The 18,594-nt window shown below is 67.3% G+C and carries 16 protein-coding genes; 10 read left to right on the forward strand and 6 right to left on the reverse strand.

Annotated features, from left to right (window positions below):
* Positions 1 to 61: 61 nt before the first annotated feature.
* From A9974_RS00795 to A9974_RS00805, 3 genes are all read right to left on the reverse strand, one after another.
* On the reverse strand, positions 62 to 943 hold the full coding sequence (locus A9974_RS00795) for a LysR family transcriptional regulator (RefSeq protein WP_183002300.1): 882 nt from the start codon (positions 941 to 943) through the stop codon (positions 62 to 64).
* Between the two features lie 694 nt (positions 944 to 1,637).
* Positions 1,638 to 3,500, reverse strand: coding sequence for a dihydroxy-acid dehydratase (gene ilvD, locus A9974_RS00800; protein ID WP_183002301.1), 1,863 nt, complete (start codon positions 3,498 to 3,500; stop codon positions 1,638 to 1,640).
* 101 nt (positions 3,501 to 3,601) lie between these two features.
* Positions 3,602 to 4,444, reverse strand: a complete 843-nt coding sequence (locus A9974_RS00805) for a helix-turn-helix transcriptional regulator (protein WP_370539558.1) — start codon at positions 4,442 to 4,444, stop codon at positions 3,602 to 3,604.
* 341 nt (positions 4,445 to 4,785) lie between these two features.
* Between A9974_RS00805 and A9974_RS00810 the strand changes: the two genes are divergently transcribed.
* Positions 4,786 to 5,823: a 2-isopropylmalate synthase gene (locus A9974_RS00810; protein WP_183002302.1), complete on the forward strand. Its 1,038-nt coding sequence runs from the start codon at positions 4,786 to 4,788 to the stop codon at positions 5,821 to 5,823.
* Here A9974_RS00810 and A9974_RS00815 read toward each other — a convergent pair.
* Positions 5,771 to 6,661 (reverse strand): LysR family transcriptional regulator, encoded by an 891-nt coding sequence (locus tag A9974_RS00815; RefSeq protein WP_183002303.1) that lies wholly within the window; start codon positions 6,659 to 6,661, stop codon positions 5,771 to 5,773. The genes A9974_RS00810 and A9974_RS00815 overlap by 53 nt on opposite strands.
* Positions 6,662 to 6,815: 154 nt before the next feature.
* Here A9974_RS00815 and A9974_RS00820 point away from each other — a divergent pair, with 154 nt between their 5' ends.
* Both A9974_RS00820 and A9974_RS00825 read left to right on the forward strand, forming a co-directional pair.
* A complete protein-coding gene (locus A9974_RS00820) occupies positions 6,816 to 7,361 on the forward strand; it encodes a GNAT family N-acetyltransferase (protein ID WP_183002400.1) in 546 nt (181 codons plus the stop codon).
* Complete coding sequence (locus A9974_RS00825; protein WP_183002304.1) at positions 7,358 to 8,548, forward strand: MFS transporter; 1,191 nt, start codon at positions 7,358 to 7,360, stop codon at positions 8,546 to 8,548. The genes A9974_RS00820 and A9974_RS00825 overlap by 4 nt, the downstream gene beginning before the upstream one ends.
* 65 nt (positions 8,549 to 8,613) lie before the next feature.
* Here A9974_RS00825 and queC read toward each other — a convergent pair whose 3' ends face one another.
* Entirely contained in the window at positions 8,614 to 9,327 is a 714-nt protein-coding gene (queC, locus tag A9974_RS00830; protein ID WP_183002305.1) for a 7-cyano-7-deazaguanine synthase QueC, read from the reverse strand.
* A gap of 170 nt (positions 9,328 to 9,497) precedes the next feature.
* On the opposite strand from queC, the gene ppc reads away from it, so the two are divergent.
* From ppc to A9974_RS00850, 4 genes are all read left to right on the forward strand, one after another.
* Positions 9,498 to 12,347 (forward strand): phosphoenolpyruvate carboxylase, encoded by a 2,850-nt coding sequence (gene ppc / locus A9974_RS00835; RefSeq protein WP_183002306.1) that lies wholly within the window; start codon positions 9,498 to 9,500, stop codon positions 12,345 to 12,347.
* Between the two features lie 372 nt (positions 12,348 to 12,719).
* Positions 12,720 to 13,655 carry a 3-hydroxyacyl-CoA dehydrogenase family protein gene (locus tag A9974_RS00840; protein ID WP_183002307.1) on the forward strand — a complete coding sequence of 312 codons (936 nt, stop codon included), beginning with the start codon at positions 12,720 to 12,722 and terminating at the stop codon, positions 13,653 to 13,655.
* A 188-nt stretch (positions 13,656 to 13,843) separates the two neighbouring features.
* Positions 13,844 to 15,184: a short-chain fatty acid transporter gene (locus tag A9974_RS00845; RefSeq protein ID WP_183002308.1), complete on the forward strand. Its 1,341-nt coding sequence runs from the start codon at positions 13,844 to 13,846 to the stop codon at positions 15,182 to 15,184.
* Between the two features lie 55 nt (positions 15,185 to 15,239).
* Entirely contained in the window at positions 15,240 to 15,968 is a 729-nt protein-coding gene (locus A9974_RS00850) for an SDR family NAD(P)-dependent oxidoreductase (protein WP_183002309.1), read from the forward strand.
* 51 nt (positions 15,969 to 16,019) lie between these two features.
* Here the strand turns inward: A9974_RS00850 and A9974_RS00855 are convergent, their stop codons facing one another.
* A complete protein-coding gene (locus A9974_RS00855) occupies positions 16,020 to 16,802 on the reverse strand; it encodes an IclR family transcriptional regulator (protein ID WP_183002310.1) in 783 nt (260 codons plus the stop codon).
* A 170-nt stretch (positions 16,803 to 16,972) separates the two neighbouring features.
* Between A9974_RS00855 and A9974_RS00860 the strand changes: the two genes are divergently transcribed.
* Genes A9974_RS00860 through catC form a run of 3 tightly spaced genes read left to right on the forward strand, consistent with a single transcriptional unit; the run spans position 16,973 to position 18,592 of the window.
* Complete coding sequence (locus tag A9974_RS00860) at positions 16,973 to 17,662, forward strand: 3-oxoacid CoA-transferase subunit A (protein ID WP_025138288.1); 690 nt, start codon at positions 16,973 to 16,975, stop codon at positions 17,660 to 17,662.
* Positions 17,659 to 18,303: a 3-oxoacid CoA-transferase subunit B gene (locus tag A9974_RS00865; RefSeq protein ID WP_183002311.1), complete on the forward strand. Its 645-nt coding sequence runs from the start codon at positions 17,659 to 17,661 to the stop codon at positions 18,301 to 18,303. Before A9974_RS00860 ends, A9974_RS00865 begins: the two co-directional genes overlap by 4 nt.
* A 13-nt stretch (positions 18,304 to 18,316) precedes the next feature.
* Complete coding sequence (gene catC / locus A9974_RS00870; protein ID WP_175191666.1) at positions 18,317 to 18,592, forward strand: muconolactone Delta-isomerase; 276 nt, start codon at positions 18,317 to 18,319, stop codon at positions 18,590 to 18,592.
* Positions 18,593 to 18,594 lie beyond the last annotated feature (2 nt).

Consider the following 18,594-nt stretch of genomic DNA (forward strand, 5'->3'; position numbering starts at 1 on the left):
GAGGCATGCACGAAGTGCGCGGTGTTCAGTGCCAGGCGCAACCGCGCCTGGCACTGCCGTTTCAAAGCCGGCTGGCGAAGAAATCCAGAAAACACGCAATCCGCCGCGACAGCTGCGTATTGCGGTAGTACACCGCATGCATCGGCTGCAGATAGTCGGTGTGGATGTCTTCCATGACCCTGACCAACCGTCCCGCATCCAGGTCTTCCTGGGAAACAAAGTCGGACAGGCACGCAATCCCCACCCCCCGCAACGCCAGCTGCCGCTGGGTTTCCCCGCTGGAGGTCGCGAGCGTAGGCGTCGCGAGATAACTCGAGCCGCCCGCATGACGCAACGGCCAGACGTTCAGGCTTTCGGGCTGCGTAAACCCAAGCAGCTCATGCCCGTCCAGATCTTCGACGGTCCGCGGAACACCACGCCGCGCAAGATATTCGGGACTCGCCATCAACCACCGCGGCCGAGGCCGCAATGGCCGCGCGTGCAAGGTCGAATCGTTCAACGGCCCCATGCGCAGCGCCACATCCGTGCGATGTTCGATCAGATCGACGATCCGGTCATTGCTGGTCAGCTCCAACGAAATCGCCGGATACTCCCGCCGAAAGTCCGCCACATGCGGCACTACGCAATGCAACATGACCGGCACCGACGCATCCACCCGCAACCGCCCCGCCGGCTGCTGATTCACGATGCGCATGCACTCTTCGGCCTCTTCCAACGACTGCACAATCTGCCGCGCCTTCTGCAGAAAATGCGCCCCCTCGGCCGTCAGCTCCATCCGCCGCGTCGTCCGCGTCAACAGCGCGACCCCCAAATCCTCTTCCAACCGCGACAACCCCCGACTCACCCCCGAAGCCGTCTGCCCCAGCATTTCAGCGGCAGCACTCATCGAACCCGCATCGACGACACCCAGAAAAAGGCGTAAAGCTTCAGAATTGAGGGCCATTTTTGATTCCCGATCACAAGTCCCCAGATTCTATAGCGACCGCACGACTTAATCCGGCCCCCGAAGCGCCCGCACCGCAAAGGGCCAACACCTGGAACATCGCAGGCCCACGATCAGCACGTAAGCCATCGCCAAAGCTCGAGCGGCGCGAATACCGCGATGTTCCACGCTACCGCGCAGCGCCGGATGGGCGGCGCGCGAGACGGTCAGCCTGCGCAAACCGATACCTGTCGCGCCGCCCATCACCGCCCCTCCCCCCTGACTGCGAACCACTAGAAAACCGCTCCCCACCCGCGCGAAGCGCACCCCCACCACAGTCAACAACCCAAATGCCAAACGCGGCCGCCCGCGCGGCCGCGGCTTGGCGACCCTGTAGATCCCATTCCCCGAACACGGGTCTGGCAACGCGACGAGTCTCAAAGGACGTAGCCCGTCTGGGCGGCGGCTTGCGCAGTGGGCAACCTCGATGCGCCCGAGGGAATCTGAAGGCCGTCGCCAAAGGCGACAACGAAGATGACGAGGGGGAAGTCCGGAGCGAACGCTCCGGACCGCAATCGTGGGCGCCCACTGCGCAAGCCGCCGCCCAGACGGGCGACCTACGAAGCACCCAGTCCCCACAACAAAGCAAATTCCCAACCCACAATAAAAAACGGCGCCCTAAAAAAGGCGCCGTCTTCCAAGCATCAAAACAGGTTCAACGCTTCTGCTTCAACTGCGACAAATCCCGCACCGCCCCCCGATCCGCAGAAGTCGCCAACGCCGCATAAGCCTGCAACGCCAACGACACCACCCGCTCCCGATCCACAGGCTCCCAGGCATTCTCCCGGGCATTCATCGCCGCCCGACGCCGAGCCAGTTCGTCATCCGACACCGCCAAATGCATCTTCCGGTTCGGAATATCGATCTCGATCGTATCGCCATCTTCCACCAGCCCGATCGTGCCGCCTTCCGCCGCCTCCGGCGACGCATGCCCGATCACCAGCCCCGACGAGCCGCCCGAGAAACGTCCGTCCGTAAACAGCGCGCACGTCTTGCCCAGGCCCTTGGACTTCAGATAGGACGTCGGGTACAGCATCTCTTGCATCCCCGGACCGCCCTTCGGGCCTTCGTAGCGGATCACCACCACGTCGCCCGCCACGATCTTGTCGCCCAGAATGCCTTCCACCGCGTCGTCCTGGCTCTCGAACACCCGCGCGCGGCCCGTGAAGACCCACTGCGACTCGTCCACGCCCGCCGTCTTCACAATGCAGCCCTTCTCGGCCAGGTTGCCGTACAGCACTGCCAGGCCGCCGTCCTTCGAGTAGGCGTTTTCCTTGCTGCGGATGCAGCCCGTCTTGCGGTCCGTATCCAGCGTCAGGAACGTCGCGTCCTGGCTGAACGCCACCGTCGTCGGGATGCCGCCCGGCGCCGCGCGGTAGAACTTCTGCGCCGCTTCGCCGGCGCCGCCCGCCACGTCCCACTGCTGGATCGCATTGCCCAGCGTGCCGCTGTGCACGTTGCCGCAGGACAGGTCCAGCAGATCCGCGCGCGCCAATTCACCCAGGATGCCCAGGATGCCGCCGGCGCGGTGCACGTCTTCGATGTGGTACTTGTCCGTGGCCGGCGCCGCCTTGCACAGGCACGGCACCTTGCGCGAAATGCGGTCGATGTCGGCCATCGTGAAATCCACGCCCGCTTCCTGCGCCGCGGCCAGCAAATGCAGCACCGTATTGGTCGAACCGCCCATCGCCACGTCCAGCGCCATCGCGTTTTGGAACGCGGCCTTGGTCGCGATATTGCGCGGCAGCACCGATTCGTCTTCTTCCACGTAGTAGCGGCGGCACAGGTCCACCACCAGGCGGCCGGCTTGCTCGAACAGGCCCTTGCGCCAGGCGTGCGTGGCCACGATCGTGCCGTTGCCCGGCAGCGCCAGGCCGATGGCCTCGGTCAGACAGTTCATCGAATTGGCCGTGAACATGCCGGAACAGGAGCCGCAGGTCGGGCAGGCGCTGCGTTCGACTTCCGCCACTTCCGCGTCCGACACCTTCGGGTCGGCGGCCTTGATCATCGCGTCGATCAGGTCGATCTTGGCGATCACCTTGCCGTCCGTCGGCGACTTGACCTTGCCGGCCTCCATCGGGCCGCCGGACACGAACACCACCGGGATGTTCAGGCGCATCGCGGCCATCAGCATCCCCGGGGTGATCTTGTCGCAGTTCGAGATGCAGACCATGGCGTCGGCGCAGTGCGCGTTGACCATGTATTCCACCGAGTCGGCGATCAGCTCGCGCGACGGCAGCGAATACAGCATGCCACCGTGGCCCATGGCGATACCGTCATCGACGGCGATGGTGTTGAATTCCTTGGCAACGCCGCCGGCGGCTTCGATTTCCTTGGCGACCAGCGCGCCCAGGTCGCGCAGGTGCACGTGGCCCGGCACGAACTGCGTGAACGAGTTGACCACCGCGATGATCGGCTTGCCGAAGTCGCCGTCCTTCATGCCGGTGGCGCGCCACAGGGCGCGGGCGCCGGCCATATTGCGGCCGTGGGTCGAAGTGCGGGAACGGTAGTGCGGCATGATCTTGTCTCAGGCGGTTAGCGTGGGCGGCAAAACGGTAAATAATACGCTGGTTCCGGCCGGCGGCGCCCGTAGACCGCCCCGGGGCCGTTACATGGCCATCAGGCGGACGCCGCGCCGCGGGCCGCGAACGCGCTGGGCGGCTCGCCCAGGGCCTTGCGAAACATGGCCGCGAATGCGCTCGGGCTCTCGTAGCCCAGGTCCAGCGCCACATCCAGCACCCGGTCGCCGCGCGCCAATCGTTCCATCGCCGCCAGCAGCCGCGCCTGCTGGCGCCAGCGGCCAAACGTCATGCCCGTGTGCCGCAGGAACAGCCGATGCACCGTCTTGGGGTCCACCCCCAACTCCCGTGCCCAGTCGGCCGCGCCCGCCTGGCGCTCGGGATGGCGCACGATGGCGCGGCAGATGCGCGCCAGGCGCGGCTCGGACGGCTGCGGCAAATGCAGCGGCAGCACCGGTTCTTGCTTCAGTTCATCCAGCAGCAGCATCATCAGGCGGCCGTCGCGCGTGCCTGGCTTCCAGTCCAGCGGCACTTCGGCCGCCGCCACCATCAGCTCGCGCAACAGCGGGGAAATCGACAGCACGCAGCACTCGGCCGGCAGATGCGCCACCGCCCCCGGCTCGACGAAGACCGTGCGCATGCGCGGCTCGCCGCTCATGCGGATGGCGTGCGGCATCCACGCCGGCACCCAGACGCCGCGGGTCGGCGGCACCACCCAGATGCCGGCGTCGGTATCCACCACCATCACGCCCGAGATCGCATACAGCAGCTGCGACCGGCGATGCCGGTGGCGCCGCACGCGGTAGCCGTCCTCGTAGTCCACCGCCAGCCCGGCCACCGGGCGCAGCGAGGATTCGTAAGGGAACAGGTCCAGATCGGCCGGTTTGCGTGCCTTGGCAAGCGGCGACGGGGAAGCGGATTTGTCCATTTTGCGATGGTTCATGCCTGGATAACGTTAGACGGTCTGATCGAGTGTACCTAGCATCCTGGCTTGCTCACCTGATTTCCCTGTTGGTCACCGCACATCATGTCCGCCCGCCCGTCCGCCGCCAGCCTCCGTCCCGCGATATGCGGGGCGGGCGCCCGTTGCCTGGACAAGTCCGCCGCGACATGCCCGTCGGCGTGCCTGCCGCTACGACTAGCGCGCGGTTGCCGGGCCTTGCGCCCCGTGGCCGCCCGGCAGCCCCGGGCCCTCTGACGGGCCCGTTCGCCACCTCCCCTGCCCGACCGCCGCCGCCAGCCGGCGGCCCACAGACGCCGCGCCCTCGCGCGGCCGGAGGTTTCATGCTGAACCAACCCCAACACAAGTACCGCCCCGTCCAACCCTTTTCGCGCGACTACGCCCAGCGCACCTGGCCCACCCGCCGCCTGACCGCGCCGCCCATATGGATGAGCACCGACATGCGCGACGGCAACCAGGCGCTGATCGAACCCATGGATGCGGCGCGCAAGCTGCGCTTCTTTGAACAACTGGTGGCGGTGGGACTCAAGGAGATCGAGGTGGCCTTTCCATCCGCCTCGGACACCGACTTCAATTTCGTGCGCAAGCTGATCGAGGAAAACCGCATCCCCGCGGACGTCACCATCGAGGTGCTGACCCAGTCCCGCCCCGACCTGATCGCGCGTACGTTTGAAGCGCTGCTCGGCGCGCCCCGGGCCATCGTGCACCTGTACAACCCGATAGCGCCGCAGTGGCGCCGCATCGTGTTCGGCATGAGCCGCGCCGAGATCAAGGAGATCGCCCTGGCCGGCACCCGCCAGATCCGCGCGCTGGCCGATGCGCATCCGGAAACGGAGTGGATCTATGAATACTCACCCGAGACCTTCAGCCTGGCCGAGCTGGATTTCGCGCTGGAGGTCTGCGATGCGGTCAGCGCCATCTGGGGGCCCACGCCCGAACGCAAGATGATCATCAACCTGCCGTCCACGGTGGAGTGCAGCACGGCCAACGTGTACGCGGACCAGATCGAATGGATGCACCGCCATCTGGCGCGGCGCGACAGCATCGTGCTGAGCGTGCATCCGCACAACGATCGCGGCACGGCGGTGGCCTCGGCCGAGCTGGCGGTGATGGCGGGCGCCGACCGCGTGGAAGGCTGCCTGTTCGGCAACGGCGAGCGCACCGGCAACGTCGACCTGGTGACGCTGGCCATGAACCTGGATACGCAAGGTATCGCGAGCGGCCTGGACTTTTCGGACATGGCCGCGGTGCGCGATTGCGTCCAGGCCTGCAACCAGCTGCCGGTGGATGTGTTCCACCCTTACGCGTTCACCCCCGCAACGCCAGCAACGCTTCCTGCAGGTGACGCAGGCCGCGGCTGAGCGGCTTGTCGCGGCGCACGACGATGGCCAGCGTGCGCGACAGGCGCGGCGTCAGCGGCCGCAGCGCCAACGCGCTGCGCTGACCCGCGCCGGACACGGCTAGCTTGGGCAGCACCGCGCAACCCAGGCCGGCGGCCACGATTTCCTTCATGGCCTCGGTGCTGCCCAGTTCCATGATGGGCTTGGCCGCGATACCGGCCGCCTCGAACCAGTCGTCCACCAGCCGGCGCGTGCGCGCGCCCGGCTCGAACAGCACCAGCGGCAGCGCCGCCAGCGCCTGGGGCGTGGCCGTGTCCGGAATGGCAAAAGGGCCGCGCGCCGGGAAGATCGCCACGAACTCGTCTTCCAGCACCGGCGTGGCCTCGATCATGCGGCCGGGCGCGGGCAGCGTCACCAGCCCCATGTCCAGCGTGTTGTTCTCCAGCCCGCGCAGCATGTCCGAGGTATTGCCCGTGCTGGCCACCACGTCCAGCGCCGGAAAGCGCCGCCGCAGGTCGGCCAGCAGCGGCGGCAGCAGATAGGTGCAGGCGGTGGCGCCCGTGCCCAGGCGCACGCGGCCCGTCACTTGCGAGGCATGCGCCGTCATCGCCTGTTCGGCCTGCACCAGCGCCGCATCGATCGCGCGGATATGGGTCAGCAGTTCCAGGCCCGCGGCCGTGGGCCCGGCGCGGCGGCCGACGCGTTCGACCAGCTTCAGGCCGAAGCGGCGTTCCAGTTGGCGCACCTGCAGGCTGACCGCGGGCTGCGTGATGCCGCCGCGTTCCGCCGCGGCCGAAAAACTGCCCAGTTCGATCACCTGCGCAAAGGTGCGCAAGGCGTCCAGATTCAATCCGCGCATGGCCCAATACCAAAGTTTTACTTATGAAAATCATAATAAACCAAAGCTTTATTTATGCGTGGCATTGGGCCACACTGACGGCTGGTTTTTCGCCTGCACGGCGTCCTTCCTGGTCTGTCACTTCCTGCCCGCTACCCATTTCGCGCCCCACCCCATGTCGCAACCTGCCACCACCGTTCTCATCCGCGATAGCGCGGAAGCCGACCTGCCCGCCATCAAGGCCATCTATGCGCACCACGTGCAGCACGGCACCGCGTCGTTTGAACTGGAACCACCGTCCATCGCCGAAATGCGCCAGCGCCGCGCCGGCATCCTGGAAAAAGAGATGCCCTACCTGGTGGCCGAGATCAACGGCGAGGTGGTGGGCTATGCCTACGTCACCGCCTACCGTCCGCGGCCGGCCTACCGCCACACGGTCGAGGACTCCGTCTACGTCAAGGCCGGCCGCGCCGGCTTGGGCATCGGCGGCAAGCTGCTGGCCGCGCTGATCGAACGCTGCACCGCAGCCGGCTGGCGCCAGATGCTGGCGGTGGTGGGCGACAGCCGCAACGCCGCATCGCTCGCGGTGCATGCGCGCCAGGGCTTTCATCCCGTCGGCACCTTGCGGTCGGTGGGCCACAAGCATGGCGAATGGCGCGACACGGTGCTGATGCAGCGCGCGCTGGGCGAGGGCGACACGACGCCGCCGCAGCGCCCGTGATCGCCCCCCGCGCCATCGTCTGCCTGGGCCTGACCCAGCTGGTCGGATGGGGCGTCACCTTCTACCTGATCGGCGCGCTGGGGCCGGACATGGCCGTGGACCTGGGCTGGAGCGCGGCCACCGTGTACGGCGGCTTCTCGGCCGCCATCGTGGTCATGGCGCTGGTGTCGCCGCTGGCCGGCCGGGCGGTCGACCAATGGGGCGGCCACCGCGTCATGCCCGCCGGCGCCGTACTGGCCGCGGCCGGCTGCGCTGCCTTGGCCGCCACGCAGGGCGTCGTGGCCTACTTCGCCGCCTGGATGCTGCTGGGCGTGGGCATGCGGCTGTGCCTGTACGACGCCGCGTTCGCGTCGCTGGCGCGCGCCGCCGGCCCCGCCGCGCGGCGGCCGATGTCGCAGATCACGCTGTTCGGCGGACTGGCGTCCACCGTGATGTGGCCCGTGGGCCATGCGCTGTCCGGCTGGCTGGGCTGGCGCGGCGCGGTGCTGGCCTATGGCGCGCTGGCGCTGGCAACGTTACCGCTATACCTGGCGCTGCCGCGCGCCCGCTACGCCGCGCCGGCCAAGGACGCGGGCCAGACCAGCACGGGCCTGGCCCGCAGCAAGGCCGACCACCGTCTGGCCGGCCTGCTCTACGCTGCGATCGCCATGCTGACCAACTTCCTGGCGGCCGGCAATGCCGCCCATCTGATTCCGCTGCTGTCCGGGCTGGGCCTGACCGCCGCGTTGGCTGTCAATATCGCGGCGCTATGGGGCGTGGGGCAATTCGCCTCGCGGCTGGCCGACGTGGCGCTGGGGTCGCGCCTGCATCCGCTGACGCTGACCCTGGCGGTGGCAGCCCTCTTGCCGCTGTGCTTTGCGCTGGCGCTGTTTTCTGGCGGCAGCCTGGCTGCCCTGGCGGCCTATGCGCTGCTGTATGGCGCCTGCAACGGCCTGATGACGATCACCCGCGGCACCCTGCCGCTGGCGTTGTTCGACTTTCGCAGCTACGGCGCGCTGGTCGGCGCCCTGCTGATCCCCAGCTTCCTGCTCACCGCCGCGGCGCCGGTAGCCTACGCCTACGTGGTGGAACGGCACGGCGCGCGCGCCGCGATGGGCCTGTCCGCCGGGCTGGCCACGGCCATATTGGCCGCGGCGCTGGCGCTGCGGTGGCGCTTCATCGCGCGCGTGCACAAAGGCCCGGGCTGAAAACCTGGGCCGTGACGGCCAAAGCAAAAAACCCGGCAGTCCCGCCCTCCCTCGCCTGGGGCCGCTCAGCCCGCCTTGGGCGCCGTCCACTTCTCCCACCCTGCCAGCCGCAGTTTGCAGGCCGGGCACGTACCGCAGCCGTAGCCCCAGGCATGGCGCGCGCCGCGTTCGCCCAGATAGCAGGTATGGCTTTCCTCGACGATGGTCTCGACCAGCGCATCGCCGCCCAGGGCATGCGCCAGCGCCCAGGTTTCGGATTTGTCGATCCACATCAGCGGCGTCTCGATCGTGACCCGGCTGCCCAAGCCCAGGCCCAGCGCGACCTGCTGCGCCTTGATGGTGTCGTCGCGGCAATCGGGGTAGCCCGAAAAATCGGTTTCGCACATGCCGCCCACCAGCACATCCAATTGGCGGCGGTAGCCCAGCGCGGCGGCCAGCGTCAGGAACAGCAGATTGCGGCCCGGCACGAACGTATTGGGCAAGCCGTTGGCCTGCATCTCGATGGCGCGGTCGCTGGTCATGGCGGTGTCGCCCACCTGGCCCAGCACCTTCAGGTCCAGCAGATGGTCTTCGCCCAGGCGCTGCGCCCACTCGGGAAAGCGCGCGCGGATGTCGCGCAGCACGTTCAGGCGGGCATCCAGCTCGATGCGGTGACGTTGGCCGTAATCGAAGGCCACGGTTTCCACATGGGCATAGCGGTCCAGCGCCCAGGCCAGGCAGGTGGTGGAATCCTGGCCGCCCGAGAACAGCACGAGCGCGCGACGTTGGTGATTTTGCATGAAAGGGGGTTTCTGGAAAGACGAAGGGATAGCCCAGACTTTACCGCAGCCGCCCTCCTTTCCCGTAAGGAAGCCTGCGTAAAATCGATCCGTTTTTCATCACGGTTCACCCAGTAGCGCGCACGACCTCACCCTTCCCATTCCCAGCAGCCCGACGGATCTCCCGCCCGATGAATGCCAGCCGCCCGCAGTCCGATTCAGCAGAACCCTTGCGTCACGACATCCGGCTGTTAGGCCGGTTACTGGGCGAAGTCATCGCCGAATGTGAAGGCAAACGCGTGTTCGACACCATCGAAACGCTGCGCCGCACCGCCGTCAAATTCCGCCGCGAGGGCAACGCCGCCGATGGCAAGCTGCTGGAACAGCGCGTCAAACGCCTGGAAGGCAGCGACCCCAACTCGGTCGCGCGCGCCTTCAGCTATTTCCTGCACCTGTCCAATATCGCCGAAGACCGCGACCAGAACCGCCGCCAGCGCGCCCACGCGCTGGCCAGCGACGCCCCCGCGCGCGGCAGCCTGCGCGACGCCGTGCAGACGCTGGGCCGCCAAGGCGTTTCGGCCGCGCGCGTGCGCCGCCTGCTGGCCGATGCCTGCGTCATGCCCGTGCTGACCGCCCATCCCACCGAAGTGCAGCGCAAGAGCACGCTGGACGTGCACCGCGAGATCGCCACGGCGCTGGCCCAGCGCGACACCCCGCTGACCCCCGAGGAACTGGCCGAGCTGGACGCCGCGCTGCTCGGCCGCGTCGCCACCCTGTGGCAGACCCGCATGCTGCGCTACACCCGCCTGACGGTGGCCGACGAAATCGAAAACGCGCTGTCGTACTACCGCAGCACTTTCCTGCCGGTCATTCCGCGGGTGTACGCCGACCTGTCCAAGCTGCTGAGCCGCGACGGCGCCAAGCCCTTCAGCGCGCCGCCCACGCCGCTGGAGCCCTTCCTGCGCATGGGCAGCTGGATCGGCGGCGACCGCGATGGCAACCCCAATGTCGACGCCGGCACGCTGGAACGCGCGCTGCTGCGCCAGGCCACCGTGCTGTTCGAGCACTACCTGCAGGAAGTCCATGCGCTGGGCGCCGAGCTGTCCATCACCACCCTGCTCATCGCCGCCGACCCCGCGCTGCAAGCCTTGGCCGACCGCAGCGGCGACGATTCGCCCCACCGCAGCGACGAGCCTTACCGCCGCGCGCTGGTCGGCGTCTATGCCCGCATGGCCGCCACCGCCCTGCGCCTGACCGGCCAGAATCTGGCCCGCCGCAGCACCGTCGCCGCCGCGCCTTACGAGGCGCCCGCGGAACTGTCCGCCGACCTGGCCATCATCGCCGCGTCGCTGGCCGCCCACCACGGCGCGCCCATCGCCAAGCTGCGCCTGGCCGGACTGCAACAGGCCGTTGAGGTCTTCGGCTTTCACCTGGCCACCGTGGACCTGCGCCAAAGCTCCGACGTGCACGAGCGCGCGCTGGCCGAACTGTTCACCCGCGCGGGCAGCACCCACGACGGCCGGCCGCTGGACTACCTGGCCCTGGACGAAGCCGCCCGCGTCGCCCTGCTGCGCGCCGAACTGGCCCAGGCCCGGCCGCTGGCCTCGCCCTGGATCGCCTACAGCGAAGACACCACCCGCGAACTGGCCGTGCTGCGCGCCGCCGCGGCCGGCCGCCAGCGCTACGGCAAGCAGGCCGTGCGCCAGACCATCGTGTCGCACACCGAGACCCTCAGCGACCTGCTGGAAGTGATGGTGCTGCAAAAAGAGGCCGGCCTGATCGCGCCCGCCGGCCAGGACATCCCGCCCGAAGACGGCCTGATGGTCGTGCCGCTGTTCGAGACCATTCCCGACCTGGAGCGCGGCGCCGACATCATGGCCGCCTGGCTCGACCTGCCCGAAATTCGCCAGCGCGTGAAACAGGCCCAGAATGGCGCCCAGGAAGTCATGCTGGGCTATTCCGACAGCAACAAGGACGGCGGCTTCCTGACGTCCAACTGGTCGCTCTACCAGGCCGAACGCGCCCTGGTCGACGTCTTCTCGGCCCGTCACGTGCGCCTGCGCCTGTTCCACGGCCGCGGCGGTTCCGTGGGCCGCGGGGGCGGTTCCAGCTTCGACGCCATCCTGGCCCAGCCGCCCGGCACCGTCGCCGGCCAGATCCGCCTGACCGAGCAGGGTGAAGTCATCCAGAGCAAATACAAGGACGCCGAAGTCGGCCGCTGGCACCTCGAACTGCTGGTCGCCGCCACCCTGGAATCCAGCCTGGCCCCGCGCGCCGAAGCCACCAGCGCCGAAGACGCCCACATGGCCCACCACGGCCCTGCCATGAGCTTCATGTCGGAAACCGCCCAGCGCAGCTACCGCGGCCTGGTCTACGACACCCCGCGCTTCGCCGAATACTTCTTCGCCGCCACCCCTATCGCCGAAATCGCCGGCCTGAACATCGGCTCGCGCCCCGCATCGCGCAAGAAAGGCCAGCGCATCGAAGACCTGCGCGCCATCCCCTGGGGCTTCTCCTGGGCCCAATGCCGCCTGATGCTCACCGGCTGGTACGGCATGGGTTCCGCCATCGAGGCCTACCTGGAAACCGGCGCCCCCGGCGCGCCCCGCTCGCAACGCGGCCGCCTCGCCCAGCTGCGCGAAATGGCCCAGGACTGGCCCGCCTTCCGCACGCTGCTGTCCAACATGGAAATGGTGCTGGCCAAATCCGACCTCGCCATCGCTGCCCGCTACGCGCAACTGGTGCCCCAGCGCGGCCTGCGCGAAAAGATCTTCGGCCAAATCAGCGCCGAACACGCCCGCACCCTGGCCATGCTCAAGCTGCTGACCCGCCGCGAGCTTCTGGCCGACAACCCCACCCTGCAAGACTCGCTGCGCGAGCGCTTCGCCTACATCGACCCCCTGAACTACCTGCAGATCGACCTGATCCGCCGCCACCGCGCCGCGCTGAAACACCCCAACCCCGACGCCGACGAACGCGTGCAACGCGCGATCCACCTGACCATCAACGGCATCGCGGCGGGGCTGCGCAATTCGGGCTAGAAAGGACAGCGCGGCAACGCCTGACCGCGAGGCGCTTCGAGCCTGGGGGGCGGGGGGCGCGCGGGGCGTGTAGGTGCGCCCCGACGGAATCGGAAGGGAAAGCCGACGGCCTGGGCGACGATGAGGACGGGGGACCGCCGAGTCAACCGTCCACCAGCCGAACACCAAAAATCCCCAATTTGTCCACCCCCAACAACTTTTAGTACTATCTCCTTCAGAAATTCTATATACGCACAAAAGTTCGCATATAGAACAAACAGATTTTCCCGGCCCAAGCGCACAGGAAGACACCGACGGAAGAGACAGCAGCAAGTCCCTGGTTCCCGCCCGTGCCCCCGCAGCGCCAGCCCGGTAAGGCCCAAGCGAACCCTCATGGATACTCCCCTCAAGCATCTCGCCGTCATCGGCGCCGGCGCCATGGGCAGCGGCATCGCCGCCCTCTTCGCCTCGAAGGGACTGCACATCGTCCTGATCGACCCGATGCAAGGCGCCCTGGAACGCGCCCGCCAGACCATCGAGCGCCAACTCAACGTCTACGCCCCCGGCCAGGTCCAAGAGACCCTGCAGCGCATCCGCATGCAAGCCGACCTGCAAGCGGCCGCCGCCAGCGACCTGATCATCGAAGCCGTACCCGAAAACCTGGAGCTCAAGCGCGGCCTGTTCGCCAAGCTCGACGCCTTGTGCCCGCCCCAGGCCATCTTCGCCACCAACACCTCCGGCCTGTCGATCAACGCCATCGCCAGCGCCGTCGCCCGCCGCGACCGCTTCGTCGGCACCCACTTCTTCACACCCGCCGATGTCATTCCGCTGGTCGAAGTCGTGCGCAATGACGACACCTCCGAAGACACCGTCGCCCGCGTCATGGCCACCTTGCGCTTCGGCGGCAAGCGGCCCGTGCTAGTGCGCCAGGACATCCCCGGCTTCATCGCCAACCGCATCCAGCACGCCCTGGCCCGCGAAGCCATCTCGCTGCTGGAAAAAGGCGTGGCCAGCGCCGAAGACATCGACGAGGTCGTCAAATGGAGCCTGGGCATCCGCCTGGCCCTGTCCGGCCCGCTCGAACAGCGCGACATGAACGGCATCGACGTCCACTACGCCATCGCCAGCTATCTCTACCAGGACCTGGAAAACCGCACTGAACCGTCCGACCTGCTCAAGCGCAAAGTCGAACAAGGCCAGCTCGGCGCCAAGAGCGGCCAAGGTTTCTACACCTGGAGCCCGGAACGCCGCGAACAGGTGCTGCGCGAGAAAAGCGCCGCCCTGGGCGAACTGGCGGCTTGGCTGGGCAAGAAGGCGGACGGCTCCTGACAAGCGCCACAACGCATTACCGAACACCCATTACATAAGGCGCGCGGCAACCCGCCAGACGCGCCATCGGGCCACGAGCCCACCCACACAAAGAAACCGATCGTCCCACCCGCCGCGCGCCACCACCTGGCGCGCAGCGGCGCAAGACACCAGAGCAATACGCCTTACCGGAGTTCGTTGGAGGCTTCATGAATAAATTGGCATCTTTTTTTACTGAGCTGATGCGCAAGTATCTGCCCGATCCTTTCGTTTTCGCGATCGCGCTGACCTTGCTCACCGTGCTGCTGGCCATGGGCATCGAAGGCCAGGGCATCGGCGACATCACCCGCGCCTGGGGCAAGGGCTTCTGGAGCCTGCTGGCGTTCACCACCCAGATGGCCGTGATCCTGGCCATGGGCTACGTGCTGGCCACCGCGCCGCTGACCGACCGCCTGCTCGACCGCATCGTCAGCCACGTGCACAAGCCGCACACCGCCATCATCGTCGCCACCCTGGTCGGCGGCGTCGGCAGCTACCTGAACTGGGGCTTTGGCCTGGTCATCGGCGGCATCGTCGCCAAGAAGCTGGCGCTCAAGGTCAAGGGCGTGCACTACCCGCTGATCATCGCCTCGGCCTACAGCGGCTTCACCATGTACGGCCTGGGCCTGTCCGCCAGCATCCCGGTGCTGGTCGCCACCCCCGGCCACCCCACCGCCAAGCAAATGGGCATCATCCCGCTGACGGAAACCATCTTCTCCGTGCCCATGCTGCTCACCAGCCTGGTCATTATCGTGACGCTGCCGCTGCTCAACGCGTGGCTGCATCCCAAGAAGGGCGAGAAGATCGTTGAAGTCGACCCGGCCATCGACCGCGACGCCAATGCGTCCAACGCGGCCGAAGACATGCTGGAAAAAGGCACCATCGCCTCCAAGCTCAACAACAGCCGCATCCTCAGCCTGCTGATCGGCGCGCTGGGCGTGGCCTATGTGGCGTTCCACTTCGTCGACGGCGGTTCGCTCGACCTGAACCTGATCAATTTCATCATCCTGTTCCTGGGCATCATCCTGCTGGGCACGCCGGCCGCCTACGTGGCCAAGCTGACCGAAGGCATCAAGACGATCTCGGGCATCATCCTGCAATACCCGTTCTACGCCGGCATCATGGCCATCATGGCCGCTTCGGGCCTGGTCACCACCATCTCCAAGGTCTTCGTCGACGTCGCCACGCCGGCCACGCTGCCGTTCTGGGGCCTGATCAGCTCGTTCGTCATCAACTTCTTCGCGCCGTCCGCCGGCGGCCACTGGGTCATCCAGGGTCCGTTCATGATCGACGCCGCCCGCGAAATCGGCAGCGCGCTGAACCAGACCACCATGGCCGTGATGCTGGGCAATGCCTGGAACGACCTGGTGCAGCCCTTCTGGATCCTGCCGGCCCTGGCGCTGTCCAAGCTGAAGCTGCGCGACGTGATGGGCTATACGGTCATCATGATGCTGTGGGTGGGTGTGATCCACATCACCGCCGTGCTGGCCTGGGGCTATCTGACCCATTGATAGACGCGGCGCCCCGCAGGGCGCCGCGCACCAAAGACTGTAACGGGAAACCGATATGAGCAAACCTACCGCATATCTCGTGACCGGCGGCAGCGCCGGGATCGGCGCCGCTATCATCCGCATGCTGCTGGACGCGGGACATCAGGTGGTCAATATCGACTACAAGCTGCCCGAGCATCCGCCGGCCGGGCTGGTGTCGTACCAGGCCGACCTGACCGACGAAGCGCGCACCAAGGCGGTCGCCGCCGAAGTGACCGCGGCCTACAACATCGTCGGGCTGGTGAACAACGCCGGCGCGACGCGCCCGGGCACCGCCGACACGGCCACGCTGGCTGACCTGGACTATGTGGTGAACCTGCATCTGCGCACCGCGCTGATCCTGGTGCAGGCCGCGCTGCCCGCCATGCGCGAAGCCGGCTTCGGCCGCATCGTCAACATGTCCTCGCGCGCCGCGCTGGGCAAGCCGGACCGCGTGGTCTATTCGGCCACCAAGGCCGGCCTGGTCGGATTGACGCGCACGCTGGCCATGGAACTGGGCGGCGACGGCATTACCGTCAACGCCATCGGCCCCGGCCCCATCGCCACCGACCTGTTCACCCAGAGCAACCCGGCCGGCGCGCCCCAGACCGAACGCATCATCAACAGCATCGTGGTCAAGCGCCTGGGCACGCCCGAAGACGTGGCGCGCGCCGCGATGTTCTTCCTGTCGCCCGACAACGGCTTCGTCACCGGCCAGATGCTGTATGTCTGCGGCGGCACGACGCTGGGCGTCGCGCCTATCTGAGGCCCCGCCGCCATGCGCGTCCGCTGCCCCGTCACCCCGCGTTCGCGCCGCCTAGCGGCGCAGCAGCGCGTGGTTGATCTGGTCCGCGGCGCGGCGCAGCGGCGGCAGGAAGGCGGCCAGCATTTCCTCGCGCGAAAAGCGATTGGCGTGGCCGCTGACGTTCATCGCCGCGATCACGCGGCCGCTGCGGTCCACGATAGGCACGGCCACCGATTGCAGGCCGGGTTCCAGTTCCTGTGCCACGCAGGCGTAGCCGTCGGCGCGCACGCCGGCCAGCAGGCGCTTGAGTTCGGCGATGCCGGTCACGGTGTGCGGGGTATAGGCCTGGATCTGGCTGCTGGCCAGCACCCGGTCCAGCTCGGCTTCGGGCAGCCCGGCCAGCAGCACCCGGCCCATCGACGTGACCCACGCCGGCAGCCGGCTGCCCACCGCCAGGTTGATGGTCATGACCTTGTGCGTCGACAGCCGCAGGATGTAGACGATGTCCGCGCCTTCCAGCACCGACACGGAACACGACTCGCGCGTCAGTTCGGCCACTTCTTCCATGTAGGGCAGCGCCAGGTTCCACAGCGGCGTGCCCGACAGGTAGGCGTAGCCCAGCTCCAGGATGCGCGGCGTCAGCGCGAACTTGCGGTCTTCGACCGTGACGTAGCCCAGGTGCTCGAGCGTCAGCAGGATGCGGCGCGCGCCCGCACGGGTCAACCCGGTCACCGCGGCGACCTCGGACAAGGTCATCTGCGAACGCTGCGGGCCGAATGCCCGGATCACGGACAGCCCCCGCGCAAAGGATTGAACGTAGCTGTCGCTGGGTTGCTGGGTTTCTTGCTCGGCCATCCGTCTACCGCAAAAAGAAGCGTTGCCGTTGCCGGCAACCCTGAACCGGGGAGATTGCGCCGCGCCAGCTTGCCTTGACGGTCGACACTCCCCATGAAACGATGTTCTTCAGAAGAACGAAAGTTCTAATTAAGAACAAATTATGACACGCCACCCTATGAGCGAACACCATGATTTCTAAGCTTGTTGCAAGCGCGGCGGCCGCCCTCGCCGACGTCCCCGACGGCGCCACCGTCATGATCGGCGGCTTCGGCACCGCCGGCCAGCCCATGGAACTGATCGACGCCCTGCTCGAACAAGGCGCGAAGGACCTGGTCATCATCAACAACAACGCCGGCAACGGCACCACCGGCCTGGCCGCCCTCCTGGGCGCCAACCGCGTGCGCAAGATCATCTGCTCGTTCCCGCGCCAAGTGGACTCGCAGATCTTCGACGGCCTGTACCGCAGCGGCAAGATCGAGCTTGAACTGGTGCCCCAAGGCAACCTGGCCGAGCGCATCCGCGCCGCCGGCGCCGGCATCGGCGCGTTCTTCTCGCCCACCGGCTACGGCACCCCGCTGGCCGACGGCAAGGAAACCCGCGAAATCAACGGCCGCCAGTACGTGCTGGAATATCCGCTGCATGCCGACTATGCGCTCATCAAGGCCGAGCGCGGCGACCGCTGGGGCAACCTGGTGTACCGCAAGACGGCCCGCAACTTCGGCCCCATCATGGCCAGCGCCGCGCGCGTGGCCGTGGCCCAAGTGCGTGAAGTCGTCGAACTGGGCACGCTGGACCCGGAAACCGTCGTCACCCCCGGCATCTTCGTGCAGCGCGTCGTGCAGATCGACGCCACCCCGGCCGCCAAGGAGCAGCAATGAGCACCAAACTGACCCGCGACCAGATCGCCGCCCGCGTCGCCCAGGACATCCCTGAAGGCGCCTACGTCAACCTCGGCATCGGCCTGCCCACCCTGGTGGCCAATCATCTGCCGGCCGACCGCGAAGTCATCCTGCACACCGAGAACGGCATGCTGGGCATGGGCCCGGCCCCGGCCAAGGGCGAAGAAGACTACGACCTGATCAACGCCGGCAAGCAGCCCGTCACCGAACTGCCCGGCTGCTCGTTCTTCCATCACGCCGATTCGTTCGCCATGATGCGCGGCGGCCACCTGGACATCTGCGTGCTGGGCGCCTTCCAGGTGTCGCAGCACGGCGACCTGGCCAACTGGCACACCGGCGCGCCCGACGCCATCCCCGCCGTGGGCGGCGCGATGGACCTGGCCATCGGCGCCAAGGACGTGTTCGTCATGATGGAACTGACGACCCGCGAAGGCCAGAGCAAACTGGTCGAGGCCTGCACCTATCCGCTGACCGGCGTACGCTGCGTGTCGCGCGTGTACACCGACGTGGCCGTGTTCGACATCCGCGCCGACGGCGTGACCGTCATCGACATGTTCGGCGACATCACTGCCGACGAGCTGCTGCGCCTGACCGGCCTGCCGCTGAAGTTTTCACAATAACTGGAGATAAGCAATGCTGTTCATGGTTCAAATGCAAGTCAACCTGCCCGTCGACATGCCCGCCGAGCGCGCCGACAAACTCAAGGCCGACGAAAAGGCCCTGGCCCAGCAACTGCAACGCGACGGCAAATGGAAGAGCCTGTGGCGCGTGGTCGGCCGCTACGCCAACGTCAGCATCTTCGACGTCGAAAGCAATGACGAACTGCACACGCTGCTGTCGTCGCTGCCGCTGTTCCCGTACATGGACATCAACGTCACGGCGCTGGCGCGCCACCCTTCCGCGATCTGATC

The sequence above is a fragment of the Achromobacter sp. UMC71 genome (assembly GCF_014170305.1).
Taxonomy (GTDB): domain Bacteria; phylum Pseudomonadota; class Gammaproteobacteria; order Burkholderiales; family Burkholderiaceae_B; genus Achromobacter.

What these genes read in the sequence shown, in the direction of transcription:
- A9974_RS00795 (WP_183002300.1), bottom strand. Translation starts at nt 943, where the DNA reads ATGGCCCTCAATTCTGAAGCTTTACGCCTTTTTCTGGGTGTCGTCGAT.
- A9974_RS00810 (WP_183002302.1), top strand. Translation starts at nt 4,786, where the DNA reads ATGCTGAACCAACCCCAACACAAGTACCGCCCCGTCCAACCCTTTTCG.
- A9974_RS00820 (WP_183002400.1), top strand. Translation starts at nt 6,816, where the DNA reads ATGTCGCAACCTGCCACCACCGTTCTCATCCGCGATAGCGCGGAAGCC.
- A9974_RS00840 (WP_183002307.1), top strand. Translation starts at nt 12,720, where the DNA reads ATGGATACTCCCCTCAAGCATCTCGCCGTCATCGGCGCCGGCGCCATG.
- A9974_RS00865 (WP_183002311.1), top strand. Translation starts at nt 17,659, where the DNA reads ATGAGCACCAAACTGACCCGCGACCAGATCGCCGCCCGCGTCGCCCAG.
- queC (WP_183002305.1), bottom strand. Translation starts at nt 9,327, where the DNA reads ATGCAAAATCACCAACGTCGCGCGCTCGTGCTGTTCTCGGGCGGCCAG.
- ppc (WP_183002306.1), top strand. Translation starts at nt 9,498, where the DNA reads ATGAATGCCAGCCGCCCGCAGTCCGATTCAGCAGAACCCTTGCGTCAC.
- catC (WP_175191666.1), top strand. Translation starts at nt 18,317, where the DNA reads ATGCTGTTCATGGTTCAAATGCAAGTCAACCTGCCCGTCGACATGCCC.
- A9974_RS00860 (WP_025138288.1), top strand. Translation starts at nt 16,973, where the DNA reads ATGATTTCTAAGCTTGTTGCAAGCGCGGCGGCCGCCCTCGCCGACGTC.
- A9974_RS00845 (WP_183002308.1), top strand. Translation starts at nt 13,844, where the DNA reads ATGAATAAATTGGCATCTTTTTTTACTGAGCTGATGCGCAAGTATCTG.
- A9974_RS00855 (WP_183002310.1), bottom strand. Translation starts at nt 16,802, where the DNA reads ATGGCCGAGCAAGAAACCCAGCAACCCAGCGACAGCTACGTTCAATCC.
- A9974_RS00815 (WP_183002303.1), bottom strand. Translation starts at nt 6,661, where the DNA reads ATGCGCGGATTGAATCTGGACGCCTTGCGCACCTTTGCGCAGGTGATC.
- ilvD (WP_183002301.1), bottom strand. Translation starts at nt 3,500, where the DNA reads ATGCCGCACTACCGTTCCCGCACTTCGACCCACGGCCGCAATATGGCC.
- A9974_RS00805 (WP_370539558.1), bottom strand. Translation starts at nt 4,444, where the DNA reads ATGAACCATCGCAAAATGGACAAATCCGCTTCCCCGTCGCCGCTTGCC.
- A9974_RS00850 (WP_183002309.1), top strand. Translation starts at nt 15,240, where the DNA reads ATGAGCAAACCTACCGCATATCTCGTGACCGGCGGCAGCGCCGGGATC.